Origin of the sequence: Burkholderia sp. BCC1999, from assembly GCF_905339975.1 — a bacterium.
Classification (GTDB): Bacteria; Pseudomonadota; Gammaproteobacteria; order Burkholderiales; family Burkholderiaceae; genus Burkholderia.
The window spans coordinates 70,089-95,959 of sequence record NZ_CAJPHP010000023.1 but is presented as its reverse complement, the minus strand read 5'-3'; the positions used below and the strand labels follow the sequence as shown (position 1 = coordinate 95,959).

Below are 25,871 nucleotides of genomic sequence, written 5' to 3'. Positions count from 1 at the left end.
ACCGCGAGGGGTGACGCCCGGGCGTCTATCGCCCGGCGTCGCCCTTTTACCCGACGCGCGGCGGCACGACGACGAATGACCGAATGTCGCCGCGCGGCTCGACCATCGGGCAATGTCCGCAGGCGGCGGTTCGCTTGCCGCTCAGTCGCCGCGCATCGTGAACACCGGACGCACGAGACTGTTCGTATCGTTCCAGTGTTCGTCGACATCCGACAACGGCACCGCGCGCGTGTCGATCGCCAGGCCCGCCGGGCCGGCCGCGTCGAACACACCGCGCACCGACGCCAGCAGGCGCGGCAGCGACACACTGCCGATGCCACTCCCCATCAGCTCGATTGCCGTCGCCCGCAACACGGCGCCCGGCAGCAGCACGTCCGCGCCGCCGATCGAGCCGATCTGCACGAAACGCAGCCGGCGGCCATCGGGCGTCGCCTTCGCGGCGGCAACCAGCAGCGCCTGCGCACTGGCCCCCCACAGATAATCAAGCACGACATCCACGCCTTCACGGAAATGCGGTTCGAGCGCACGCGCCAGATGCGCATCGTCCTGCTGCAAAGACACGACAGCATCCGCACCGGCATTCAGCAACGCCTGCAACGCAGCCGCGTTGCGGCCCGTCGCGATCACCTTCGCCGCGCCGAGATGCTTCGCGATCCGCACTGCCAGCCGCCCCGACGTACCCGTCGCGCCATTGACGAGCACCGTCTCGCCCGCGACAAGCCGCGCGCGTTCGGTCAGCGCCGCCCACGACGACATCCCCGGAATCGCGATCGCCGCGGCCGTGACGTCGTCGAGCGTGTCGGGGAGCGGCACGCACTGCGTATCGGGCGCGATCGTGCGTTCAGCCATCGCGCCGAACGGCGCGGGAGCGCCGAAGAAGTAGACGCGTCGACCATCATTGAGGCAGCCGACACCGTCGACGCCGACGACGAACGGATAGCGCGCGTCTGACGAATAGTGCTTGCCGGATGCACGCGCCTGGGCGATCCGGCTCAATGCGGACGCCGTCACGTCGATCAGGCTGTGGCCCGGCATTGCGCGCGGCGCATCGAATTCCATATGAACGGGACGCTCGCCGGCGCCCGTCACGACTGCTGCTTTCATGGTGACTCCTTGATTCGGGGATCTCGATCGACGGTTCCGGCGCGCATCAGCGTGCGTCGAGCCACGCGCGCAGTGCGGGATCGCGCACTTCCAGCACGTCGAACAGGCCGAGCGCCCGCAGCGCCGGCAACGCGTCGATCGCGTCGGCCTCCGCGCGCGCCCGGTCGGCGGGTGCAGCGTTCGGGTCGGTCAGCACGCGCGCGTTGACCAGGAACGCGCCGACGGTCCCCTTGCGGATCTTCGTTCCGCCGTTTTCAATCTGGTCGGCATGGTCGGGAAGCATCTGTTCGGCTCGCATCGCGTCGTACTCCGGTTGTCATCGATGGACGCAGTGTAGGCGTGCGAAGCCGGCCGATCTCCGGTATAACTGCCATTCGATACCGATATCCGGCCATGTCCGATCCGCTCCTGCCCGCCCGATTCATCACATCCGACGATGGCCCGTTCGTCGTCGCCGCCGTGCTGTCGCAACGCGACCCGCGCATCACGCCGCCGCATGCGCATGCGCGCGGCCAGCTCGTCGGCGCGCTGAGCGGGCTGCTGACGATCGGTCTCGACGATCAGGACTGGGTCGTGCCGGCGATTCATGCGATCTGGATTCCGCCGCATTGCCGGCATTCGCTGCGTTCGTTCGGGCCGATTGCCGGCTGGTCGGCGTTCGTCGCCGAAGCGCGTTGCGCGGCATTGCCGGCTACGCCGCGCGCGCTGCGCACGACGCCGCTGCTGCGCGAAGCCGTGCAGCGCGCGGCCAGCTGGGGCGATTCGGAACTGGATGCCGCGCAGACGCGGATCGCCGACGTGATCCTCGATGAAATCGCGTCGTCGGAAGTCGAGGCGCTGGGGCTGGTGCGGCCGCAGGACCCGCGGCTCATCAGGATCACCGATGCGCTGGCCACGAATCTCGCGGACAACCGGCGGCTGGAGGAATGGGCCGAATGGGCCGGCATCAGTGCGCGGACGATGAGCCGCCGCTTCGTCGCCGAGACGGGGCTGACGTTCGCGCAGTGGCGTCAGCAGGCCAGGCTGCTGCGGGCGCTGGAGAGAATCGCGGATGACGTGCCGGTGACGACGATCGCACTCGATCTCGGGTACGACAATGTGAGCGCGTTCATCGACATGTTCCGGCGGGCGTTGGGGACGACGCCGGGAAGGTATTTGGAGGCGGGGCGACGAGCTGAGGGATAGGTGCGACCGACGGCAGGTGTGAACGGTCGCGGCCCACTTACTGATATGTCGGATAGGCTCCCGACAACCGTCGCCCGCCGCCGCTTCGTTCAATACGTCCCGTCGCCCTTCTTCACCGCCTCGCCGCCCTTCCCCTTGAACTGCGCGGCCAACCGCTCCGCACTCCTCGCCAGCAGCGTCGTATCGACCCCGACCGCGACGAACAGCGCACCCGCTTCCAGATAGCGCCGCGCGGCCGCTTCATCCGCACTCAGGATCCCCGGCGCCTTGCCGGCCGCCTTGATCGTCCGGATCGCACCGTCGATCGCGGCCTGCACGTCCGGGTGCCCCGGATTGCCGAGATGCCCGAGATCGGCGGCCAGATCGGCCGGCCCGATGAACACGCCGTCGACGCCTTCGACGCGCGCAATCGCATCGATCGCATCGAGCCCCGCGCGCGTCTCGACCTGCACGAGTACGGCCATTTCGTCGTTCGCGCGATGCAGGTAATCGCCCACGCGATTCCACCGCGATGCACGCGCCAGCGCACTGCCGACACCGCGAATGCCGTGCGGCGGGTAACGCGTCGCCGCCACGGCCGCGCGCGCTTCGTCCGCGCTCTGCACCATCGGCACGAGCAGCGTCTGCGCACCGAGATCGAGCACCTGCTTGACGATCACCGGATCGTTCCACGGCACGCGCACGACCGGATGCGACGGGTACGGCGCGATCGCCTGCAGTTGCGCGAGGATCGTCGGCACCGTGTTCGGCGCATGCTCGCCGTCGATCAGCAGCCAGTCGAAACCGGCGCCCGCGACGACTTCGGCGCTGTACGGATTCGCGAGCCCGAGCCACAGCCCGACCTGCGCGTCGCCGCACGCCAGCGCGGCCTTGAACACATTCGACGGAATCTGCATCGTTCGCTCACCTCACTCGAAGTAGCACTGGATCGTCCCGAGCGGACCGTAGTCGACGCTGAACGTGTCGCCCGAACGCGCCGCGCACGGCCGCGTGAACGAGCCGCCGAGCACGATCTGACCGGGTTCCAGCGCGACGTCGAAGCGTGACAGCCGGTTCGCGAGCCACGCGACGCCGTTCGCCGGATGGTTCAGCACGCCGGCCGCGACACCCGTTTCCTCGACCACGCCGTTGCGCGACATGATCGCCGCGACCCAGCGCAGGTCGACATCCTGCGGCCGCACCGGCCGGCCGCCGATCACGACGCCCGCGTTCGCCGCGTTGTCGGCGATCGTGTCGAACACCTTGCGCGGCCGTTTCGTATCGGGGTCGATCGACTGGCTGCGCGCGTCGATGATCTCGAGCGCGGGCACGACGTAATCGACCGCGTCGTACACGTCGAAGATCGTGCAGTTCGGGCCCGACAGCCGCTTGCCGAGCACGAACGCAAGCTCGACCTCGACGCGCGGCACGATGAAGCGGCCGGTCGGGATCGTGCCGCCGTCCGCGAAGAACATGTCGTCGAGCAGCGCGCCGTAGTCGGGTTCGTCGATCTGCGACGAGTTCTGCATCGCCTTCGACGTGAGACCGATCTTGTGCCCTTTCAGCGTGCGGCCTTCCGCGAGCTTGAGGGTCACCCACGCGCGCTGGATCGCGTACGCGTCGTCGATCGTGATGTCGGGATGGTCGAGCGAGATCTGGCGGATCTGCTTGCGCTCGCGTTCGGCGTCGTGCAGACGTCGCGCGAGCTGGTCGATGATGGCGGGTTCGAGCATGGTCGGATCGGGAATGGGGTTCAGCCGGCCCGCTTGTAGCGGGCGTGGATGTTGTTGTGCTTGTACGAGCCGCTTTCGCTGAACTCGGTCAGTTCCATCGACAGCGCGAGGTAGCGTTTCGCGTACAGCTCGGCGAAATGCGCCTTGATCGCGTCGAACAGCGCGTCGCACGCGGCTTTCTTCTGCGCGTCGGTGCGGCCCGAGCCGATCTTCAGCGTCACGTGGACGAATGCATCGTCCTCCGTGCCGTCGGCAACGCAGTAGTCCTGCAGCTCGATCGCGCGCGAACGGATGCCGCCGGTCGGGAACACGCCGTCCTGCGCGATCAGCGTCGCGTTGATCGTGCGCAGCAGCGCGGGAATGCGCGCGTCGTCGCGGATGTTCGCGGTGTATTCGACGACGATGTGAGGCATGGCAAATCTCCGGTCGGATTCGATTGCTTGGCGGGCCGCAGCCCTCAGGCCAGCGGGAAGATCGCGTTGATCTGCCCGGTGCCCGAACTCGCGAAATAGTCGGTGACGATCTCGACGGGCTTGTCGTAGCGGTCCCAGCCGAGCAGCCCGAGCAGCATCGCCGTGTCGTGCATGCCGCCTTCGCCGTGACAGTGCGTGTTGTACTCGGGCAGCATCGCGCAGAAGGTCTTGAAATCGCCCTGCTTCCACAGCTCGACCACGCGCAGGTCGACCTGCCGGAAGAACTCGCGGCTGATCTGGTGGATCGACTCCTCGGGGCTGCCGTTGTCGTTGAAGCGGTGCGACAGCGAGCCGCTCGCGAGGAACGCGACGTTCGAATCGCTCTTCTCGATCGCTTCGAGCAACGCCTCGCCGAAGCGGCGGCTTTCGTCGAGCTGATGCCACATGCACCAGCCGGCGATCGACACGACCTTGAAATGCTGGTCGGCGTTCATGTAGCGCATCGGCACGAGCGTGCCGTATTCGAGTTCGAGGCTGTCGATCTCGTGCGCGCGCGTCGCGACGCCACGCGCGCTGGCCGTCTCGGCGATCAGCCGGCCGAGCGCCGGGTTGCCCGGATACGCGTACTCCATGTCGCGAATGAAATGCGGCAGCTCGTTGCTCGTGTAGGTGCCCGAGAACCGCGCATTGCAGTTCACGTGATAGCCGGCATTGACGAGCCAGTGCACGTCCGACACGACGATCGTGTCGACGCCGAGCGCGCGGCAGCGCTCGCCGATCAGCTGGTGGCCGCGGATCGCCGCTTCACGGCAGCCGTGATGCCTGCCGGGCAATTCCGACAGGTACATCGACGGCACGTGCGTGATCTTCGCGGCGAGGGACAGTTTGCCCATCGTTAAGTCTCCATGATTCTTTCGAGTGGCGAGGCGCCCCGCGCCCGTCACACGCCCCAGCGCGGGATGTGATGCGAACCCATCGAGATGCACACGTTCTTGATCTCCGCGAACACCTCGAAACTGTATTCGCCGCCCTCGCGCCCGGTACCCGATTCCTTCACGCCGCCGAACGGCTGGCGCAGGTCGCGCACGTTCTGGCTGTTTACGAACACCATCCCGGCCTCGATCCCGCGTGCCAGACGATGCACCTTGCCGACGTCCTGCGTCCAGATGTACGACGCAAGACCGTACGCCGTGTCGTTCGCGAGCCGCAGCCCTTCGTCTTCGTCCTCGAACGGGATGATGCAGGCGACCGGCCCGAAGATCTCTTCCTGCGCGATGCGCATCCGATTGTCGACGTCGGCGAACACAGTCGGACGCACGAAGTTGCCGTTGCGCAGATGGCCGGGCAACCCGGCCGGCTTGTCCGCGCCGCCCGCGACCACGCGCGCGCCTTCCTGCTCGCCAATGCGGATATAGCCCGTCACCTTCTCCCAGTGCTGGCGCGTGATCATCGCGCCCAGATTCGTGGCCGGATCGGCCGGATCGCCGACCACCAGGTTGTTCGCGCGACGCGCGAATTCCTGCACGAAGCGATCGTAGATCGTGCGCTGCACGAAGATCCGCGAACCGGCGGTGCAGCGTTCGCCGTTGATCGAGAAGATCGTAAACAGCGACGCGTCGAGCGCGCGATCGAAATCGGCGTCGTCGAAGACCAGCACCGGCGACTTGCCGCCGAGCTCCATCGAATACTTCTTGAGACCGGCACGCTCCATGATCCGCTTGCCGGTGACGGTGCCGCCGGTGAACGACACCGCGCGCACGTCCGGGTGGCGCACGAGCGCATCGCCGGCCGTTGCGCCGTAGCCCTGCACGACGTTCAGCACGCCGGGCGGGATCCCGGCTTCGAGCGCGAGCCGGCCGAGCTGGTCGGCCGTCAGCGGCGACAGCTCCGACATCTTCAGCACGGCCGTGTTGCCGAGCGCGAGGCACGGCGCCGTTTTCCACGTGGCCGTCATGAACGGCACGTTCCACGGCGACACCAGTGCGCACACGCCGACCGGCTGGTACAGCGTGTAGTTCAGCATCTGGTCGTCGACCGGATACGTGCGACCGTTCATCTGCACGCACACTTCCGCGAAGAAGTTGAAGTTCTCGGACGCACGCGGAATCAGCTGCTTGCTCGTCTGCGCGATCGGCAGGCCCGTGTCCTGCGTCTCCAGCGCCGCGAGCATCGGCACGTTCTTCTCGATCAGCTCGCCGAGCTTGCGCATCAGCTTCGCGCGCTCCTTGGCAGGCGTGTTCGCCCATTTCGGGAAGGCTTCTTTCGCCGCGCGCACGGCCGCGTCGACCTCGGCCTCGCCGCCCGATGCGACGTCGGTGATGACTTCGCCCGTTGCGGGGTTCAGCGTCGTGAAGGTCTCGCGGCTCTCGACTTCGCGGCCGCCGATCCAGTGCTTGATGGTCATGTGCTCTCCTTGGGCGACGGGCTCAGCCGGCGCGATAGTAGTCTGCTTCGCCGACGATCGTGTTCACGAGCCGGCCAATCCCTTCGATCTCGGTCACGACCTCGTCGCCCGGCTTCGTGTCCGCCAGCCCCTCGGGCGTGCCGGTCAGGATCAGGTCGCCCGGCGAGAGCGTCATGAAGCCGCTGATGTGCTCGATCAGCGCCGGCACGTCGAAAATCATGTCGCGCGTGCTGCCGCGCTGCGTCTCCTGGCCGTTCACGGTCGTGCGCAGCATCAGGTTGCCCGCGTCGCCGATCTCGTCGCGGCTGACGAACCACGGCCCGAGCGGCGTGCAGGTGTCACGGTTCTTCACGCGCAGGTTCGGGCGGTAGTAGTTCTCGAGGTAGTCGCGGATCGCGTAGTCGTTCGCGACCGTGTAGCCGGCCACGTAGTCGAGCGCCTGCGCGCGGCTCACGTTGCGCGCGGGCCGGCCGATCACGACGGCCAGTTCGCACTCGTAGTGCATGTGCGTCGCATCCGCCGGACGCACGGTGCGCGACCGGTGGCCGACGAACGTGTTCGGCCCCTTCAGGAAGATCAGCGGCTCGCTCGGCGCCTTGAACGCGAGTTCCTTCGCGTGGTCGGCGTAGTTCAGGCCGAGTGCGAACGTCGTGCGCGGCGCGACGGGCGGCAGCCACGACACCCCGTCCTCGGCGACCACGCGCCCCGTATCGAGGCGGATCATGCCGTCGCCAGCCGGTTCGGCCGCATGCAGTGCGCCGTTGTAGATCACGCGCGCCGTCTTCATCGTGCTTCCTCCGCAATCAGCGTATGCCGCAACGTGCCGATGCCGGCGGCCGAAATCTCGATCGTGCTGCCCGCACGGGCGCGCGGCGCGCCGCCCGCGACGCCGAGCAACAGCACGTCGCCCGCGTCGAACGACATGAAAGCCGTCACGTGCGCGATCAGGTCGCGCACCGGGCGAATCAGCGTGGCGGTCGACGCGGACACCGCCGCCTCGCCGTCGATCCGCACGGTCAGGCCGATCGCGTCGACGTCGCCGAGCGCGGCAGCCGGCACGATGGCCGGACCCAGCGGGCAGAAGCCGTCACGGCACTTGAAGCGCACGGCCGGACGGTAGTAATCGGGATGCGGCACCGACACGTCGCTCGCGAGCGTGAAGCCGTGCACGTAGTCGAGCGCCTGCGCGGCCGGGACGCGCGTCGCGCGCCGGGCGAACACGACGGCCACCGATGCGCCGATCTCCAGCGCATCGACGCCGGCCGGCACGACGACGGCCGCGCCGTCGGCCGCATGCGTGTTGGCGGGCTTGATATAAAGGATCGGCGCCTGCGGCGGGCGGCCGTAAGGCGGTGCGTTCACGGCATCGCCGAGCGCGTCGAGCGCCGCGCGCTCGTTGAGCAGCGCGCCGTAGACGGTACCGATGGCGACCGGCAACGGCGGCGCCGCGGCGGTCGTGCAAGACAGCTCCATGCGTCATTCCCCTGCCGCGCGTCGCGGCGCATCGTCAATAGTTAATATCTTAAGTAAACAATCGGGCGCTGGCAACCTCGATTACCCTGAGATGCGAAATTCATCACCTTCGGCTGTTAAGATTGATGCGTCCCCGCCCTTTACCCACCCCGATGAACCGTACGCTCGACCATCGCAACCTGGCCATGCTGCTGCTCGAGGCCCGCGAAACGCTGATGGGTCTGTTTCGCCCCATTCTCAAGGAATTCGCGCTGACCGAACAGCAATGGCGGATCATCCGCGTGCTCGACGGCGAACCGGCGCATGCGCTCGAAGCGGGACAGATCGCCAGGCGCTGCTGCATCCTGAGCCCGAGCCTCACGGGCGTGCTGGAACGGATGGAGCGCGACGGCCTGATCACGCGCACGCGCGCGCAGGAAGATCAGCGCCGGCTGCTGGTCAGCCTGACGCCGCAAAGCAGGAAACTGGTGACGGAAATCGGTCCGCGGATCGACGAGCAGTACCGGCAGCTCGAATCGCGGTTCGGCCAGGACGGCCTGGAAGATATCTACCGCGCGCTCGACCGGCTCATCGAACTCGGCGGCAACGCGTGATGGCGGCGCCCGCTCCCGCCATGCGCGGGAACAGGCACCGCTCTGGTGCGGGCGATCAGTGCAACGCGCCGCGCATCAGTTCGGTCACGGCCACGCCGCGCGACGTGCGCATGCATTCTTCGACGTAATCGATGAACGGCAACGGTTCGAAATCGATTTCGTCGCGCACGCGGCGGTTATCGAACACGCGATCGACCGTCGCGAATTCCCCGCAGCGCTGCAGCGCACGGCCGATCACACGCTCGAGTGCCGGATCGGAGCGCCCGAGCACGTCGCGCACCACGAGCGGCAGTTCGGCCGGCGCGCACGCCGCGTAGCGCGGCGCCCCCGTCATCCCCGCCGCCTCGTCCATCGCACGCACGATCTGCGCCACCTGCGGCGCCTCGTCGCCGGCCGACACGTGATAGACGTCGTGCGCGAGCGTCGGCTTCACGGCCAGCAGCATCGTCGCGCGCGCCACGTCGTCCACCGACACGATGTCGATACGCGTCATCGGCCGGGCGGTGAAGCGGCGCGCGGCGTGCGCGAGCCGGAACATCCAGAACGAATTCGGCGCGGGCCGTGTGCCAAGGACCGTGTGGCCGACCACATGCGACGGCCGCACGACGACGAGCGGCAGCCCGAGCGCGCGCAGGCGCTGTTCGGTTTCGGCCTTCGCGTGCAGGTAGCCGGCCGCGAGTACCGCGCCCGGCAGGCCGTCGTCGTCGGGCGCCGTGTCGTCCGCCACATCGCCCGTCGTCTGTTCCTGCACGATTCCACCGCGGCCCGCATGCGCATAGGCCGTGCCGACGTACACGAAGCGCTGCAGGCGCGGTGCGCGCGCGAAGCGTTCGGCGAAATGCACGGCATCGGCGATGTCGGCCCGCAGGTGCGCGCCGTCGGCCGGCGATGCATGGCCGGCGCAGTGAATCACGTGCGTCGCACCGGCAAGGCGCGGTGCATCGGCGCCGTGCCACACGTCGCCGAGCGCGCCGACGACCACGTTCGCCTCGGTCAGGCGCGACGCCCAGTACGGGGCGAGCCCCGCACGCAGCGCCGCTTCGCGCAGCCGCGCAACGGCGTGGCCGCGATCCTGTGCACGCACGACGCACACGATGCGTTCGAGCAGCCCTGCATTGACGAGCGCCGTCAGCACGGTACTGCCGATGAAGCCGGTCGCGCCGGTCAACACCAGCCGTCCGACGTTCGCCGCCGCGACCGGTGCGCTGGCCGGCGACACGAGGCTCGTGCGCCAGTTGAGCGACAACGCGGTTTTCCAGATCAGCACGATAGTCTCCTTCGAAGAATCGGCCGGGCGGCGCGGCGCCCGCGGTTGCGGACTGCGCACGGCTCGCCGGCCGGGCCGGGGCTGACGCGCGCCCTGGCAATCCCGATCGGGCATGCGGCCTGCGATCACGTCGATCGCGTCTCTGGCACGAGGCGGCGGCAGCCGCCGCGGACGGGCGTCCGCGGCACGGGATCGGGATGTTCCCAGTGTGGGGCCCGACCGTATGCAAGTCTGTCCCGAAAGTTTCGTGAAAGTGTGCCGATTTGTACGCGATTGTCGGAGTGTGTCGTGCCGGCGGCGCCGTCAACACGCTGAAACATCCGGCCGGGCAACGCCCGGACTGCGTCATCTCGCATCCGCCGGCGCAGCCTTTGATGGCCGACCGAGCGCGACAGATCGACGCGCCCGACCGCCATGTCATCCCATGTCTCGAACGTCATCGATGCGCACGCCAGCGCTGCAATCGCCGGTAACGCCCGCAATTGCATGGCGCTCCGGAATGACCACGAATCGTCAGACGTCGTTTCATCTGAAACCGCAATAGACTCAATACGGATTTATTGCGGATTAACACTTGCGTTTCACACCAGTCTATCTAGACTGATCAAGTCAAAACGGTCGAATGTGTCATTTTTTTAGGAGACGATCACAATGCGCCTCACCATTCGGATTAATGGCAGCGAATCGGCAACCCGGCATGCCTTCGCGGTTCTGTGGGTCGATACCGACGAGGGGCTGTGGTCGCGCGAGGCACATCAGGGCATCGATCTTCCGACCTGGGGCAAGGTTCGCGACGTCGAGGGCGCGATGGCGCTCTGCGCGGCCGATAGCGGGAACGCCGTCTGCCAGTTGAAGGGACTGTCGTTCGATGCGATGCAGCGCGAACAGGGCCCCGCCGTACTCGCCGGCGATCACGCCGGTGCATGGCGGCTGCAGGAAGTCGATCGCTGCACGACCCAGCCGGAATACCGGGAATTCATTTCCGTCGCCCGCTAGCATTCATCGATGTAAATCGTCTGCGGTTTTCGGGTTTATTCCGGCATCAGCGATATTCATTTCGATATTCATTATTAACGACGCCCCTTTTCGGGGCGTTTTTCATTTTCCGGCATAAAGAAATAATCGAGGCCCGGGCAAATGATCACGCTGCGTCGAGGGCCGCGATCGACCGGCACCGGTATCCGCAGCCGCGAAGCAACACGCGGCCTAGCGCTCGCGCTGGTCGCCAGCCGTGGCACCGACATCCCGCTTTGGCCGCGCGCTTCCTCGCCCTGTTTCCGCGTGAGACCGATGCGCCGTTTGACGTTTTTTCACGGGGCCGGAACACACTTTCCCCACACGGTGTTTACTCATTTATTACAATCGCATTATTCAGACTGACTTGCCGCCCTTCGGCGGCCCGACCCGGCCATTGCATGAGCGTGAAAAAGAAGACCCACCCCGCCGATCCGTACGCGGCCGCGACCAAGAACCCGATGCTCGCGTCGCGCCTGCCGATGTGGCGCTCCAGGCTGATCGTGATCATCGTGTTTCTTGCATTCGCCGCGCTGATCGGCCGCGCCTTCTGGGTGCAGGTCGCGAACAAGGAGTTCTACGTCGGCCAGGGCCAGAAACGCTACCAGCGCACGATCGAACTCGACGCGACGCGCGGGCGCATCGTCGACCGAAACGGCGCGATGCTCGCCGTCAGCCTGTCGACCTATGAAATCTGGGCGAACCCGAAGCAGGTCGCCGACACCGACTACCCGCAGATCTCGAAGCTGCTCGACATGCCGCTCGTCGAGGTCAAGCGGCGCCTCGGCAACGACAAGACGTTCGTGCTGCTCAAGCGGCAGGTCGACGCCGACACCGCCGGCAGGCTCGACAAGCTCGCGATCGACGGCATCACGCAGATCGCCGATTCGAAGCGCTTCTACCCGGAGGGCGAATCGGCCGCGCACGTGGTCGGCTTCACGAACGTCGAGGACAAGGGGCAGGAAGGCGTCGAGCTCGCGGCGAACGCGCGCCTGGTGGGCACGTCCGGGCAGCGCGAGGTCATCCGCGACCGGCTCGGCCGCATCGTGTCGGATACGCGCCCGCTCGTCCCCGCGCAGCACGGCGCGACGATCGAACTGACGATCGACCGCCGCATCCAGCAGCTCGCGTTCAGCCAGCTCAAGGCAGCCGTGGTCGAAAACAACGCGGTGGCCGGCAGCGTCGTGGTGCTCGACGCGCAGAACGGCGAGATCCTCGCGCTCGCGAACTACCCGACCTTCGACCCGAACGACCGCGCCCGCCTCACCGGCCAGCAGTTGCGCAACCGCGCGGTGATCGACACGTTCGAGCCGGGCTCGACGATCAAGCCGCTCGTCGTCGCGCTGTCGATCGACGAACGCAAGGTCACGCCGAACACGATCATCAACACGTCGCCGGGCACCTACAAGATCGGCCCGGCCGTGATTCACGACACGTCGAACCACGGGTCGCTGACCGTCTCGCAGGCGCTGCAGAAGTCGAGCAACGTCGCGCTCGCGAAGCTGGCACTGAACCTGCCCGCCGAAACGATCTGGAACAAATACCAGGAGTACGGGATCGGCCGCGCGCCGGAACTGACGTTCCCGGGTGTCGCGTCGGGCCGGCTGCGCGGCTACAAGCGCTGGCGGCCGATCGAGCAGGCGACGATGGCATACGGCTACGGCCTGTCGATGTCGCTGCTGCAGATCGCGCAGACTTACACGGCCTATGCAGGCGACGGCACGCTGCACCCGGTGTCGCTGCTGAAGAACGGCACCGACCAGCAGACGATCGACGCGCATCGCGGCCACCGCGTGACGTCGCCGCAAACGGCCGCGTCGATCCGCTCGATGCTCGAGATGGCGGTGGGCGAAGGCGGCACGGGGCGCCGCGCGCGCGTCGACGGCTACCGGATCGGCGGCAAGACCGGTACCGCGCGCAAGCAGGTCGGCGCGACCTATGCGAAGGGCAAGTACCGTGCGCTGTTCGCGGGGATGGCGCCGATGAGCAACCCGCGCCTGATCGTCGCCGTGATGATCGACGAGCCGCGCGGCAAGGGCTACTACGGCGGCACGGTGGCCGGCCCGGTGTTCGCGTCGGTCACGAGCGGCTCGCTACAGTTGCTCGGCGTGCCGCCCGATGCGCCGGTCGAGCCCGAGAAGAATGCGCCGGCGAAGGCCGCTGCGCCGCAGAAGACGGTCGCAGCGCCGAAGGCCGCAGCTCCGGCCAGAACGGCTGCCTCGCAGAAACCGTCGGTACCGCTCAAGACGGCCGCGCAGTCCGGCACGGCCGCGCCGACGAAGGCCGCTGCGAGCTGACCACGTCGTACGGGCGATGCCGCATGCGCATCGCCCATCCCCCCGCCTTCATCCCACTCTCTAGGAACACTCCGCATTATTTGAGCGTTCCCGCCGCGTCCTCCTACAATTTTTGCGCGCCGCGGGCGGCCTTGCCTGCGCGCCGGACTACAACAACGGAGAGAGACGCATGCGATTCCACTGGAAAACACTCGTGCTGGCTACCGCGAGCGTCACACTGCTGGGCGGCGCCCCGGCCCGGGCCGCCGATGCCACCGACGTGAAAATCGGCTTCCTCGTCAAACAGCCGGACGATCCGTGGTTCCAGGACGAATGGCGCTTCGCCGAGCAGGCCGCGAAGGAAAAGCACTTCACGCTGATCAAGATCGCGACGCCGAGCGGCGAAAAGGTGTCGACCGCGCTCGACAGCCTCGCCGCGCAGAAGGCGCAAGGCGTGATCGTCTGCGCGCCCGACGTGAAGCTCGGCCCCGGCATCGCGGCGAAGGCGAAGCGCGCGGGAATCAAGCTGATGTCGGTCGACGACCAGCTCGTCGACGGCCACGGCGCGCCGCTCCCGGGCGTGCCGCACATGGGCATCTCCGCGTACAAGATCGGCCAGCAGGTGGGCCAGGCGATCGCGGACGAAACGAAGCGGCGCGGCTGGAATCCGGCCGAGGTCGGCATCATCCGGATCGCCTACGACCAGTTGCCGACCGCGCGTGAACGCACGGCCGGCGCGGTCGATGCGCTCAAGGCCGCCGGCTTCCCGGCCGCGAACGTGATCGACGCGCCGGAGATGACGGCCGACACCGAAGGTGCGTTCAACGCGGCGAACATCGCGCTCACCAAGCACGCGAATTTCAAGCGCTGGGTCGCGTTCGGCTCGAACGACGACACGACGGTCGGCGCGGTGCGCGCCGCCGAAGGGCGCGGCATCGGCGCGGACGCGATGGTCGCGGTCGGCATCAATGGCAGCCAGGTCGCGCTCAACGAATTCGCGAAGCCGAAGCCGACCGGCTTCTACGGGTCGATCCTGCTGAATCCGCGCCAGCACGGCTACCAGACGAGCCTCAACATGTACGACTGGATCACGAAGAACCAGGCGCCGCCGCCGCTCGTGCTGACGTCCGGCACGCTGATCACGCGCGACAACGAGAAGCAAGCGCGCGCCGCGCTCGGCCTGTGAGCCTGCCCAAGGAGCCGACATGACACGCACCACCCTCGTGACGGGCGCCGCCGGCGGCATCGGCCAGGCGCTCTGCCGTACCTTCCTTGCGGCCGGCGACCGCGTGCTCGCACTCGATCGCGACCGCGCGTCGCTCGACCGCTTCATCGATACGCTCGGCGACGCACGCGCGACGGCGGTCGTCGACGACCTGACCGACGCCGAGCGACTGCGCGCGATGCTCGAGGCGCATCCGCCGGTCGACGTGCTCGTCGCGAACGCGGGCACGGCCGCATCGACCACGCTGCGCGACACGACGCCCGCCAGCTGGCGCACCGATCTCGATGCGAACCTGACGGCCACCTACGTGAGCGTCGAAGCCGTGCTGCCCGGCATGCGCGCAAGCCGGCGCGGCGCGATCGCGATCATCGGTTCGGTGAACGGCGTGCACGCGCTCGGGCACCCGGCCTACAGCGCGGCGAAGGCAGGATTGATCAGCTACACGAAATCGCTCGCGATCGAATACGGCCGCGACGGCGTACGCGCGAACATCGTGCTGCCGGGCACCGTGAAGACGCCCGCGTGGGAAGCGCGCGTGCAGCGCAACCCGCAGGTATTCGAGCAATTGAGGAAGTGGTATCCGCTCGACGATTTCGCGACGCCCGACGACGTCGCGCAGGCTGCCTTGTTCCTGTGCTCGCCGGCCGCGCGGATCATCACCGGCGTCGCGCTGCCGGTGGACGGCGGCCTGCTGGCCGGCAATCGCGTGATGGCGCAGGAGCTGACGCTCGAGACGTTCTACTGATCGATCGGGACGCCGCCCGCGGGGCCGGCGGCCGCGCGGGCCACCGTGTCCTGCCCGGTGCGCGGCGCGATGCCGCGCGCCGTCAATGCGCAGCCGCGACCGGCTTCACCATCCGGCCGAGCACGTGCTCGGTCATCCCGCGCGCGAGTTCGGTCTCGCCCATGAACACGGTGCCGATTCCTTCATGCGACAGCAGCGCGGCCTCGTCGCCGCTGTTCGTGCACAGCACGACCTCGAGCGTCGGGTTGAGCGTGCGCGAGATCTCGACGATCTGCCGCACGTCGAACACGTCCGGCAGCGTGACGACCAGCATCCCGGCGCGCGCGATATGGGCCTGCACGAGCACGATCGGCTCGATCGCGTCGCCCGACACGGCGGCAATGCCTTCCGCGCGCAGCTTCTCGACGAGTTCGCGGTTCTGCTCGACGACGACATACGCGATCCCGCGCTCGTCCAGCGCATGCGCGATTCGCGTGCCGACCTTGCCGTAGCCGACGATCACGACCTGCCCGGTCAGGTGCGTCTGCGGCGTCGACATCGGCAGCGCGGCGAGCGGATCGTCACGCGCCTCGAGCTTGCGCGCGAACGCCGAATGCTTGCGGATCCACGCGAGCGCCGGATCGATCATCGCGAACAGCAGCGTGTTCATCGCGATCGAGATCAGCGCCACGGCCAGGATCAGGCTCTGCCCCTCGGCCGACAGCAGCCCGAGCGCCCGGCCGAGCCCCGCGAGGATGAACGAGAATTCGCCGATCTGCGCGAGGCCCGCGCCGACCGTCAGCGCGGTATTGAGCGGATAGCGGAACGCGATCACGAGCGCGACGGCCGCGAGTGTCTTGCCGATCAGCACGATCGCCGCGACCTCGATCACGTGCAGCGGCTCTTCAAGCAGCACCTTCGGGTCGAACAGCATGCCGACCGAGATGAAGAACAGCACCGAGAACGCGTCGCGCAGCGGCAGCGTCTCGTCGGCCGCGCGTCGGCTGAATTCCGACTCGCGCATCATCATCCCGGCGAAAAACGCGCCGAGCGCGAACGACACGTCGAACAGCTTCGCCGCGCCGAACGCGATGCCGACCGCGGCCGCGATCATGCACAGCGTGAACAGCTCGCGCGAACCGGTGCGCGCGACAAGCCACAGAATGCGTGGGAACACGCGCTTGCCGACCACCAGCATCAGCGCGATGAACGCGGCGACCTTCAGCATCGTGACGCCGAGCGTGCCCCACACGCTGCCGCCGGCCGCGTGCGCGTCGCCGGGCGGCGTGCCGCCGAGCAGCCCCGCGACGGGCGGCAGCAGCACCAGCACGAGCACCATCACGAGATCCTCGACCACCAGCCAGCCGACCGCGATGCGCCCGTTGACCGTCTCGACAAGCCCGCGCCCTTCGAGCGCTCGCAGCAGCACGACGGTACTCGCGACCGACAGCGCGAGCCCGAACACGAGCGCCGCCCCGAGGCTCCAGCCCCACGTGAGCGCGAGCCCGCCGCCGAGCAGGGTCGCGACGGTGATCTGGACGACCGCGCCCGGCAGCGCGATCTTGCGCACCGCGAGCAGATCGCCAAGTGAAAAATGCAGGCCGACGCCGAACATCAGCAGCATCACGCCCACTTCCGCGAGCTGCTGGGCGAGCGACAAATCGCCGACGAAACCGGGCGTGCCGGGGCCGATCACGATCCCGGCAAGCAGATAGCCGACGAGCGGCGGCATTTTCAGCAGCGACGCGAGGTAACCGAAGATCATCGCGAGACCGAAACCGGCCGCGAGCAACGCAATCAGGCTGACGTCATGAGGCATCCCCCCTCCCAAGTTCTTGTAACTATTTAGTAAGGTTCAAGAATGGAAGGATAAGGGATGAGGCGGAAGAATGGCGCGCGGCCGCGAAAATTTCACGCGGCGACGCGCCTTTGCGGGGTGCAACCCCGGCGAAATGAAAGGCGCCGCGCGGGTGCGGCGGCGCCTTGAAGCAAATCGGACTGGCGGGGCTGGCGCCCCGCCGCCTCCGTCAGCGCGACGCTTGCGGGAACCGCGCGCCCGGCGGCGGTTCGGGCCGCGTCGATGGCACGCTCTTACGCACCTTCGCGACCTGCGCGGCCGTCACCGGCGCGCCCGTGTTGCCCCAGCTCGTGCGCACGAAGTTCGACACGTCCGCGACTTCCTGGTCCGACAGGCGCCAGCCGAACGGCGGCATCGTGAAGGTCGACGGCGCGGTGCGCGTCCCCTCCAGTGCGCTGCCTTCGAGCACGACGTGGATCAGCGAGGTCGGATCGTCGCCCTGCACGACCGGGTTGCCGGCGAGCGCCGGGAACACGCGCGTGTAGCCGTGGCCGTCGCTACGGTGGCAGGCCATGCAGTTGTCGCGATAGACGGCCGCGCCCGGCTTGCTCGCGTCGCCGGCCTGCAGCGCCTTCGCGGCAGCCGCGTCGTACACGTGCGGCTGCTCGCCCTGCACGCGCGGCGGCAGCGTCTTCAGGTAGCGCGCGATCGCGTTCAGGTCGTCGTCGGTCATGTGCTGCATGCTGTGGCCGACCACGTCCGTCATCCCGCCGAATGCAGCCGTGCGCAGCGTACGGCCCGTCTTCAGGAACTGCACGATCTCGGTTTCGTTCCACGTGCCGAGGCCCGTGCGCGGCTCGCCGCGCAGGCTCGTCGGCACCCAGCCGTCGATCGCCGCGCCGCCGGCCAGGAAGTCCAGGCCGTCCGCGTCGGTCAGCCCGCGCTCCTGCATCGTCGGCGCGCGCGGCGTGTGGCATGCGCCGCAGTGGCCGAGACCCTGCACGAGATACGCGCCGCGCGCGACCACCGGATCGGTGTACGGCGCCGCATCGAACGGCTTCGGCGTCGGCGCGAACATCTTGCGCCAGATCCCGAGCGGCCAGCGCATCGACAGCGGCCACACGATGTCGACCGCACGGTTCTCGTGCTCGACGGGCGCGACGCCATGCATGAAGTACGCGTACAGCGCCTTCATGTCGTCGTCGGTCAGGCGCGCATACGACGGGAACGGCATCGCCGGATACATCGTGTCGCCGTTCTTGCGCACGCCTTCGCGCACCGCGCGCGTGAAGTCCTCGTAAGTCCAGCCGCCGAGGCCCGTCTTCGGGTCCGGCGTGATGTTCGTCGAGTAGATGCCGCCGATCGGCGTGTCGAACTTCAGCCCGCCCGCGAACGGCTTGCCGCCGCTCGCGGTGTGGCACGCGATACAGTCGCCGGCGCGCGCGAGATATTCGCCGCGCTTGATCAGGTTCGCATCGGCGGACTGGGCCGCGGGTGCGGCCGCCGGGCCGGAAGCCGCCGCAGGAGTTGCCACGGGAGTTGCCGGCTGCGCAAACGCCGTCGGGCCCGCGAAGCCGAGCGCGGCCCAGGCTGCACCGGCCGCCAGCGCGCGCGACATCCGGCGTGCGACGTTGTGGTTCATCGTCCTCTTCATACGGTCACCAGCGGGGCGGGATTTTTCAGGTATTGCTCGCGGATCGCGCGTGCCGACCAGTAGGCCAGCGCCGCGATGATCCCGGTCGGGTTGTAGCCGATGCCCTGCGGCAGCGCCGACGCCCCCATCACGAACACGTTGTGCACGTCCCAGCACTGCAGGTAGCGGTTCAGCACGCTCGTCTTCGGGTCGGTGCCCATGATCGCGCCGCCGACGAGGTGGGTCGTCTGGTACGCGCGCGAATCGAAGTGCTTGCCGAACTCGCGCGTCGACACGCCGATCGCCTTCGGCCCCATCGCTTCCGCGATCTTCTTCATCTGCCCGGTCACGTATTGCGCCATCTTGATGTCGTTGTCCTTCCAGTCGAACGTCATCCGCAGCAGCGGCTGGCCGTACGAATCGCGATAGGTCGGATCGAGGTCGAGATAGACGTCGCGATACGACATGTTGGTGCCGTGCGCGTCCATCGAGATCGTGTGCGCGTAGTTGTCCTTCACGGCCTTCTTCCACGCGGAGCCCCACTGCGGCGTACCAGGCGGCGTCGCGATGCCGCTGATCGGCTTCACGCCGGCCTGGTTCACCCACAGCGGCGAGCCGCCGACGAAGCCGAGCGGGCCGTGGTCGAAGTTGTCCGCATTGAAATCGTCCACCGCGACGCCGTTGCCGCCCGCGCCGATGAACGGGTTCGTGTAGGTGTCCTTGTCGAAGAACGCCTTGATCGTCGACAGGTTCTGGTACGCGAAATTGCGGCCCACGACGCCCTCGCCCGAGATCGGGTCGTACGGCTTGCCGATGCCCGACAGCAGCAGCAGGTGCACGTTGTGATACTGGAACGCGGCCACGATCACGAGATCGGCCGGCTGGTGCACTTCGCGCCCGGCCGGATCGACATAGGTCACGCCCGTCGCACGCTTCTTCGTGTCGTCGAGATCGACGCGCAGCACGTGGCACTTCGAGCGCAGCTCGAAGTTCGGCGCCTGCTTCAGCGCGGGCAGGATGTTCAGGTTCGGCGACGCCTTCGAGTACATGTAGCACGCGTAACCACTGCAGTAACCGCAGAAGTTGCACGGACCCATCTGCACGCCGTACGGGTTCGTGTACGGGCCCGACGTGTTCGCCGACGGCAGCCGGTACGGATGCAGGCCGAGCGACTTCGCGGCATCGGAGAAGCGCTGCGCCGAGTACGTATTGAGCTGCGCGGGCAGCGGGAAGTTGTCGCTGCGGTTCGCTTCGAACACATTGCCATCGCCGACCACCTTGCCGCCGACCTTGTATGCCTGACCCGACGTGCCGAACACCTTCTCGGCGAAGTCGAAATGCGGCTCGAGCTCCTCGTAGGTCACGCCCGTATCCTGGATCGTCATCCCTTCGGGGATGAACTTCCTGCCGTAGCGCTCTTCATAGTGGCTGCGCAGGCGCAGCTCTTCCGGTGTGATCCGGAAATGCACGCCCGACCAGTGCAGCCCGGCGCCGCCGACGCCTTCGCCCGGCAGGAACGCGGCGAGCTGCCGGTACGGCAGCGCGGTGTCCTGCAGGCCGTGGCGGATCGACACGGTCGTCTTCGACAGGTCGAGGAACAGCTTCTTGCGGATGTTGTAGGTCAGTTCGTCGATCGTGTTCGGATACGCGCCGTCCGGATAGGTATCGCGATATTCGCCGCGCTCGAGCGCGACCACGTTCAAGCCCGCTTCGGTCAGTTCCTTCGCGAGAATCGCGCCGGTCCAGCCGAAGCCGACGATCACCGCATCGACATGCGGCTTTTTCTCTGCGGCCATCAGCTGCGCTCCCCGTTGATCGAGACGGGGCCGTACGGATAGGGCTTGCCGCTCTGGTTGACGAAATCCATGAAGTCCGCGCGCGCGCCCGGAAAGCCGATCATCTTCCACGCGGCCATGTCGTGATTGCCGCCGTGCACCGGATCGCAGAAATAACCTTCGCGCGTGTTCTGCAGCAGCTGGCCGAAGAACACGCCGGGCGGCACGTCGTCGATCTGCGCGCCGCCCTTCTCCAGCGCGCCGAGCACGGTGTCGCGCGTCGATGCATCGAGATCCGCGAACGCCTTGCCGTGCGTCTTTTCGCAATAGCGGTTGACGGCCGCGATGCCGAGCCGGTAGATGTCGCGCGGCACCAGCTTCAACTGGTAGCCGAGCTCAGGCACGCCCTGCTGGAACGGCCCCTGCATGTACCACGTCGCGCCGTGCGCATATGGCGTCTCCATCTGGCGATCGATGAATTCGGGCACGCCCGATTCGAGCGCGCCGGGGCCTTCGGCGTCGGCCGGGATCAGCCGGTCGACGGCGGCCTGGACGAACGCCCACTCCTTCGCATCGAAGAAAGTCGGCTTGTACGGGGCGCGTTCGGCGCTGGACGAGGCGGCAGGTGCGTTGCCGGCCGTCGTCGCGGACGGCGACGACGAGCGCAGGTCGCAGCCGGCGACCGACGCGATCGGCACGAGCGCGACCGACGTGCGCAGGAAACGGCGGCGCGAGTTGGGTTTGTCAGGTGACGTGGACATGGTCGGGTGTTGATCGTTGGGGATCGGGGTCCGGACGCGCGCACTCCGCATGCGTCGTATCCGGTACGGCAGCCATGCCGCACGCGGCCGGCCGTCCTGTTCTTTCGTGTGTTGCGAACAACCTCGATGCGGGCAGCGGCCGCGCACTGCGCAGCGGCGCCTTCATGCAGCCGCACGACGCGCCGGTTCCGGCTGCGCTGTACGGATCGACCTCTTATTGGGCCTGATCATCAGACAAATGGCGGCCTTTCGACCGGCATCTGCCCGCCATCGCCATGACCCTTATTCAACTTAGACGCCGCGTTTGCCGACGGCAAGCGCAACGTGCACGACCCTCTTTCGGGCCCGGCGACGAGTGCCGCGAATTATATATGGAACCGGTTCCATTACGAGGGGGTTCGATGCAATTCAATGCATCGAAAATCGCAACAATTGAAAAATCCGAAAGCTGGAATGCGCAAGGACGGCGCGATGGCAGCCCGATGCGCGCGCGGCGCGGGCGATTGTGCTGCGGCGTGCGCAGCCGATGGCTGTGGCTTTCCAGCCACGCGCCGCAGCGCCGGCCTGCCCGTCGACCCGGACGGCCTGGACGCCCCGGCCGGCATCGGCGAACGGATCGCCGGTGTCGCCCGCCTGTCACGGGAATCCGTTCTTCGTCGAAAGCGGCGTCGGTTCGATCGATGCCGTACCGGCCGAATGTCCTACCCGGCCCGGCACGACAGCGAGCCGACCCGCGCGCCGTTCACCACGGCCAGAACATCGACGCGATCGACAGCGCCAGCGCCGCGCACAGCGGCGAGTAATACAGCGTGTCCATTCGTGCGAAACGCGACCCGCGAACTCGCTTGAAGAAGCCGACATAGCGGAAATCGCCGACGGCGCGCACCGCGAAAATCAGTGCGAACGCAACGACCGCGAATGCGATCGTGCCGGGATACGCGTTGCGCCCCAGCCAGCCGGCACGCGCGGCGACCACGCATGCGCCGCCCAGCAGCGCCGCCGCGACGGCAAGCGTGCCGATAACGGTCGGCCGCAGCAGCGACACGCCATCCTGTTCCGGAATCGCCGCACGCTTGCCGCGCTGCCCGCCCAACGCCCAGTAGACGTGAACGAGCGCGATCGCGCAAAGCGTCGGCACGCTGAAATACGCACCGGTCATGTCGGTAGTGTCCTTGTCTCGTTGTTCTGCCGGAAGGGTTCCGGCACGCGGCCCCGGCCCGCGCCACGCATGACGATACCGAAACCCGGCAACGCGTGCATTGCGACCTCCGGTCGCAACCCGCGGCTGCGCATGGTGCGATGCAGTGCGCGTGAGCGTCGCACGGGGCGGCCGCTTGACTTCCCTTGACGTGCTACTACCCTGTTATTCCAGTACCGCGGGTCGGCATGCCGCTGCACGATCGTGCCGCTCGCACGACAACGATAACGAAGGCCATGGAGGCGACTCATGCTGATCGGTGTGCCGAAGGAGATCAAGAACCACGAATATCGCGTCGGCCTCACGCCGGCCGGCGCACACGAACTGACGCGGCACGGCCATCGCGTGCTCGTGCAGCGCGGCGCGGGCACCGCGATCGGCCTGCTCGACGACGACTACACGGCCGCCGGCGCATCGCTCTGCGACGCCGCAGACGAAGTCTTCGCGCGCGCCGACATGATCATCAAGGTCAAGGAACCGCAGCCGGCCGAATGCGCGATGCTGCGGCGCGGCCAGATCCTCTATACATACCTGCATCTCGCGCCCGATCCCGACCAGGCAGCCGCGCTCGTGAAATCCGGCGCGGTCTGCATCGCGTACGAAACCGTGACGGGCCCCGGCGGCGGCTTGCCGCTGCTCGCACCGATGAGCGAGGTGGCCGGACGCATGTCCATCCAGGTCGCCGCCACTCATCTCGAAAGCCCGCGCGGCGGCCGCGGCCTGCTGATGGCCGGCGTGCCCGGCGTGCCGGCCGCGCACGTCGTCGTGCTCGGCGCGGGTGTCGTGGGCACCGGCGCGCTGCAGATGGCGGTCGGCCTCGGCGCGCGCGTCACCGTGCTCGACAACAACGTGAACCGGTTGCGCCAGCTCGACCTCGTGTTCGCCAACCGGATCTCGACCGTCTGCTCGAATGCGCATACGGTCGACGAAGCCGTGCGTGACGCCGATGTCGTGATCGGCGCGGTGCTCGTGCCGGGCGCATCGGCGCCACGGCTCGTCACGCGCGCCATGATCGCGACGATGCGCACGGGTGCGGTCGTCGTCGACGTCGCGATCGACCAGGGCGGCTGCTTCGAGACCTCGCATGCGACGACGCATGCCGACCCGACCTTCATCGTCGACGGTGTCGTGCACTACTGCGTCGCGAACATGCCCGGCGCGGTCGCGCGCACGTCGACCTTCGCGCTGAACAACGCGACGCTCGGGCATGCACTCGCGCTCGCGGACAAGGGCTGGAAGCAGGCCATGGCCGACGATCCGCATCTGCGCGCGGGCCTGAACGTCTGCGACGGGCACATCACGTACGAAGCGGTCGCGCTGGCGCTCGGCCTGCCCTATGTGCCGGCGGCCGGCGTGCTCGCATGACCGTGCCGGCATGAAGTGAACGCACGGCGGGCGCCAAGCGCCGCCCGCCGCGTTCACGCGCCCTTCGACCGGCTCCGCTTCGTCCTGCTCCCCTCGCCCATCGTACGTGCCAGCAGCGGCCGCAGTTGCGCGAGCGTGCGCGTATTCAGCACGTCGGGCCGCGTCAGCCAGCCGCGCCGTGCCTGATCGACGCCGTACGCGAGGTTGTCGAGTTCGTCCACGCGGCACGCATCCGAGCCGATCGCGACCGGCACGCCGGCCTTCGCGGCCTCCCGGCACCAGATGTCGGGCAGATCGAGCCGCCGCGGCTGTGCATCGAGTTCGACGAAACAGCCGCGCGCCGCGGCCTGCGCGATCACGCGCGGCACGTCGAGTTCGCATGCCTCGCGTTCACCGAGCACGCGGCCGGTCGGGTGCGCGAGAATCGTGAAATGCGGATGGTCCATCGCGCGCAGCATCCGATCGGTCTGCGCGTCGCGCGACAGGTCGAAGCCGTCACGTACCGCGCCGACCACCAGATCGAGCCGGCCTAGCATCGTATCGGGCACGTCGAGGCTGCCGTCCTCGCGAATGCCGGCTTCCACCCCCTTGAGCAGCACGAAATCGTCGAAAGCCTCATTGACGCGATCGATCTCGTCGAGCTGCCGCGCGAGCCAGTCGAAATCGTGACGGCCGCGGCCGGCATGCGGTGCGCGGTCGGTCACGGCCAGGTACGCGAGCCCGCGCGTACGGGCCGCAGCCGCCATTGCGCGCAGGCTGTCGCGTCCGGCCGACGCATCGGTATGCGCATGCAGGTCGCCGTGGAGATATCTGCGTTCGACCAGGGCCGGCAGCGTGCCGGCCCGCGACGCGTCGATCTCTCCGCGATCCTCGCGCAGCTCGGGCGGCACCTCGTGCAGCCCGATGGCGGCGTAGACCGATGCCTCCGTGTCGCCGGCAATCCGCTCGTCGCCGCGAAACACACCGTATTCGTTGATCTTCAGGCCGCCGGCCTGGGCGATCCTGCGCAGCGCGATGTTGTGCGCTTTCGATCCCGTGAAATAGACGAGCGCCGCGCCGAACGCATCGGCATCGACAACCCGCAAGTCGACCTGCAACCCGCTGGCGAGCACGACGCTCGACTTGGTCGTGCCGTGCGCGAGCACACGCGCCACGTCGGCGTAGTCGACGAACGCATCGGCGACGGCGACCGGGTCGCTTGCGGTGACGAGGATGTCGAGATCGCCGACGGTTTCGCGGCGGCGACGGAAACTGCCGGCCGGCACGGCTTGGCGGACGCCCGCGACCGCGCGCAGGCGGTCGAGCAACGGCATCAGCGATTGTGCGGCATCGGGCAGCAGGAAGCGTTGCGGCTCGCGCTGCAGGCGATCGTCGATCGCTTCGAGCAGATGGGCTTCGGTTTTCGCGCCGAAGCCCGGCAGTTCGCGCACATGCCCGTTCTTCGCTTCCGCGCGCAGCTGTTCGAGCGAATCGACGTGCAGCGCATCATGCAGCGCCTTCACGCGTTTCGCGCCCAGCCCCGGCACGTCGAGCAACTCGACGATCGCACCCGGTAGCGCATGTCGCAGCGTTTGCTGCAATTCGCAGGTGCCGGTCGCGGCGATCTCGCGCAGCTTCGACGCGAGATCCGGCCCGATCGACGGAATCTTGCCGAGATCGTCGCCGTTCGCGACCATCGCCGGGATATCGCGACCGTAGTCGGCGATCGTCCTTGCGGCATTGCGGTAGGCCCGCACGCGAAACGGATTAGCGCCCTGGATCTCGAGCATGTCGGCGATCTCGGCGAACACGGCCGCGCACTCGGCATTGTGGATCGGCATGATCGGCGTGGCTCCCTTCCACGTGGATGGCGCCGTGCGCTGGCGCGACGGCGTCTGCCCGCCCGGCATCGCATGTCGACGCTGCCGGGCGCCCGACCTTCATCGTACGCCCGCTACGCATCGCGTGCAGC

At 67.8% G+C, this 25,871-nt stretch carries 23 protein-coding genes; 7 read left to right on the top strand and 16 right to left on the bottom strand.

Annotated elements, in window-relative coordinates; translation table 11 throughout:
• Window positions 1-141 precede the first annotated feature (141 nt).
• Together U5809_RS27940 and U5809_RS27935 are read right to left on the bottom strand one after the other, a co-directional pair.
• On the bottom strand, window positions 142-1,104 hold the full coding sequence (locus tag U5809_RS27940) for a zinc-binding alcohol dehydrogenase family protein (RefSeq protein ID WP_322088907.1): 963 nt from the start codon (window positions 1,102-1,104) through the stop codon (window positions 142-144).
• Between the two features lie 46 nt (window positions 1,105-1,150).
• Window positions 1,151-1,402, bottom strand: a complete 252-nt coding sequence (locus tag U5809_RS27935) for a hypothetical protein (RefSeq protein ID WP_322088906.1) — start codon at window positions 1,400-1,402, stop codon at window positions 1,151-1,153.
• Between the two features lie 95 nt (window positions 1,403-1,497).
• Here U5809_RS27935 and U5809_RS27930 point away from each other — a divergent pair, with 95 nt between their 5' ends.
• Window positions 1,498-2,289: a helix-turn-helix transcriptional regulator gene (locus tag U5809_RS27930; RefSeq protein ID WP_322088905.1), complete on the top strand. Its 792-nt coding sequence runs from the start codon at window positions 1,498-1,500 to the stop codon at window positions 2,287-2,289.
• Between the two features lie 89 nt (window positions 2,290-2,378).
• Here U5809_RS27930 and hpaI read toward each other — a convergent pair whose 3' ends face one another.
• Genes hpaI through U5809_RS27895 form a run of 7 tightly spaced genes read right to left on the bottom strand, consistent with a single transcriptional unit; the run spans window position 2,379 to window position 8,291 of the window.
• The gene (hpaI, locus tag U5809_RS27925) at window positions 2,379-3,185 is read right to left on the bottom strand and encodes a 4-hydroxy-2-oxoheptanedioate aldolase (protein WP_322088904.1); all 807 of its coding nucleotides are present in this window, start codon (window positions 3,183-3,185) and stop codon (window positions 2,379-2,381) included.
• Window positions 3,186-3,197: 12 nt separating this feature from the next.
• The gene (hpaH, locus tag U5809_RS27920) at window positions 3,198-4,001 is read right to left on the bottom strand and encodes a 2-oxo-hept-4-ene-1,7-dioate hydratase (protein WP_322088903.1); all 804 of its coding nucleotides are present in this window, start codon (window positions 3,999-4,001) and stop codon (window positions 3,198-3,200) included.
• A 20-nt stretch (window positions 4,002-4,021) separates the two neighbouring features.
• Window positions 4,022-4,414, bottom strand: coding sequence for a 5-carboxymethyl-2-hydroxymuconate Delta-isomerase (locus U5809_RS27915; protein WP_282510232.1), 393 nt, complete (start codon window positions 4,412-4,414; stop codon window positions 4,022-4,024).
• A gap of 44 nt (window positions 4,415-4,458) precedes the next feature.
• Window positions 4,459-5,307 carry a 3,4-dihydroxyphenylacetate 2,3-dioxygenase gene (gene hpaD, locus U5809_RS27910; protein WP_322088902.1) on the bottom strand — a complete coding sequence of 283 codons (849 nt, stop codon included), beginning with the start codon at window positions 5,305-5,307 and terminating at the stop codon, window positions 4,459-4,461.
• Between the two features lie 47 nt (window positions 5,308-5,354).
• Window positions 5,355-6,818, bottom strand: a complete 1,464-nt coding sequence (gene hpaE, locus U5809_RS27905) for a 5-carboxymethyl-2-hydroxymuconate semialdehyde dehydrogenase (protein ID WP_322088901.1) — start codon at window positions 6,816-6,818, stop codon at window positions 5,355-5,357.
• A gap of 22 nt (window positions 6,819-6,840) precedes the next feature.
• Entirely contained in the window at window positions 6,841-7,605 is a 765-nt protein-coding gene (locus U5809_RS27900; RefSeq protein WP_322088900.1) for a fumarylacetoacetate hydrolase family protein, read from the bottom strand.
• On the bottom strand, window positions 7,602-8,291 hold the full coding sequence (locus U5809_RS27895; protein ID WP_322088899.1) for a fumarylacetoacetate hydrolase family protein: 690 nt from the start codon (window positions 8,289-8,291) through the stop codon (window positions 7,602-7,604). The genes U5809_RS27900 and U5809_RS27895 overlap by 4 nt, the downstream gene beginning before the upstream one ends.
• Before the next feature lie 152 nt (window positions 8,292-8,443).
• On the opposite strand from U5809_RS27895, the gene hpaR reads away from it, so the two are divergent.
• Window positions 8,444-8,884, top strand: coding sequence for a homoprotocatechuate degradation operon regulator HpaR (gene hpaR / locus U5809_RS27890; protein ID WP_034179682.1), 441 nt, complete (start codon window positions 8,444-8,446; stop codon window positions 8,882-8,884).
• Window positions 8,885-8,939: 55 nt separating this feature from the next.
• On the opposite strand, the gene U5809_RS27885 is transcribed toward hpaR, so the two are convergent.
• The gene (locus U5809_RS27885) at window positions 8,940-10,151 is read right to left on the bottom strand and encodes an SDR family oxidoreductase (protein WP_322088898.1); all 1,212 of its coding nucleotides are present in this window, start codon (window positions 10,149-10,151) and stop codon (window positions 8,940-8,942) included.
• A 651-nt stretch (window positions 10,152-10,802) separates the two neighbouring features.
• Here U5809_RS27885 and U5809_RS27880 point away from each other — a divergent pair.
• The 4 genes from U5809_RS27880 to U5809_RS27865 all read left to right on the top strand — a co-directional run bounded on the left by U5809_RS27880 (window position 10,803) and on the right by U5809_RS27865 (window position 15,411).
• Window positions 10,803-11,147 carry a DUF3564 family protein gene (locus U5809_RS27880; RefSeq protein WP_176045228.1) on the top strand — a complete coding sequence of 115 codons (345 nt, stop codon included), beginning with the start codon at window positions 10,803-10,805 and terminating at the stop codon, window positions 11,145-11,147.
• 419 nt (window positions 11,148-11,566) lie between these two features.
• On the top strand, window positions 11,567-13,462 hold the full coding sequence (locus U5809_RS27875; RefSeq protein WP_322088897.1) for a penicillin-binding protein 2: 1,896 nt from the start codon (window positions 11,567-11,569) through the stop codon (window positions 13,460-13,462).
• Window positions 13,463-13,631: 169 nt separating this feature from the next.
• Entirely contained in the window at window positions 13,632-14,627 is a 996-nt protein-coding gene (locus U5809_RS27870; protein WP_322088896.1) for an arabinose ABC transporter substrate-binding protein, read from the top strand.
• A 19-nt stretch (window positions 14,628-14,646) separates the two neighbouring features.
• Window positions 14,647-15,411, top strand: a complete 765-nt coding sequence (locus tag U5809_RS27865) for an SDR family oxidoreductase (protein ID WP_322088895.1) — start codon at window positions 14,647-14,649, stop codon at window positions 15,409-15,411.
• An 82-nt stretch (window positions 15,412-15,493) separates the two neighbouring features.
• Here U5809_RS27865 and U5809_RS27860 read toward each other — a convergent pair whose 3' ends face one another.
• The 5 genes from U5809_RS27860 to U5809_RS27840 form a co-directional block, all read right to left on the bottom strand.
• Entirely contained in the window at window positions 15,494-17,209 is a 1,716-nt protein-coding gene (locus U5809_RS27860; protein WP_322088894.1) for a cation:proton antiporter, read from the bottom strand.
• 208 nt (window positions 17,210-17,417) lie between these two features.
• Complete coding sequence (locus tag U5809_RS27855; RefSeq protein WP_322088893.1) at window positions 17,418-18,842, bottom strand: cytochrome c; 1,425 nt, start codon at window positions 18,840-18,842, stop codon at window positions 17,418-17,420.
• Window positions 18,839-20,617, bottom strand: a complete 1,779-nt coding sequence (locus tag U5809_RS27850; protein WP_322088892.1) for a GMC family oxidoreductase — start codon at window positions 20,615-20,617, stop codon at window positions 18,839-18,841. Before U5809_RS27850 ends, U5809_RS27855 begins: the two co-directional genes overlap by 4 nt.
• Complete coding sequence (locus U5809_RS27845; protein WP_322088891.1) at window positions 20,617-21,357, bottom strand: gluconate 2-dehydrogenase subunit 3 family protein; 741 nt, start codon at window positions 21,355-21,357, stop codon at window positions 20,617-20,619. The genes U5809_RS27850 and U5809_RS27845 overlap by 1 nt, the downstream gene beginning before the upstream one ends.
• Before the next feature lie 742 nt (window positions 21,358-22,099).
• Window positions 22,100-22,516, bottom strand: coding sequence for a DUF3995 domain-containing protein (locus U5809_RS27840; protein WP_282510269.1), 417 nt, complete (start codon window positions 22,514-22,516; stop codon window positions 22,100-22,102).
• Between the two features lie 288 nt (window positions 22,517-22,804).
• On the opposite strand from U5809_RS27840, the gene ald reads away from it, so the two are divergent.
• Complete coding sequence (gene ald / locus U5809_RS27835) at window positions 22,805-23,920, top strand: alanine dehydrogenase (protein WP_322088890.1); 1,116 nt, start codon at window positions 22,805-22,807, stop codon at window positions 23,918-23,920.
• Window positions 23,921-23,973: 53 nt separating this feature from the next.
• On the opposite strand, the gene polX is transcribed toward ald, so the two are convergent.
• Window positions 23,974-25,740 carry a DNA polymerase/3'-5' exonuclease PolX gene (gene polX, locus U5809_RS27830; protein WP_322088889.1) on the bottom strand — a complete coding sequence of 589 codons (1,767 nt, stop codon included), beginning with the start codon at window positions 25,738-25,740 and terminating at the stop codon, window positions 23,974-23,976.
• Between the last annotated feature and the right edge of the window lie 131 nt (window positions 25,741-25,871).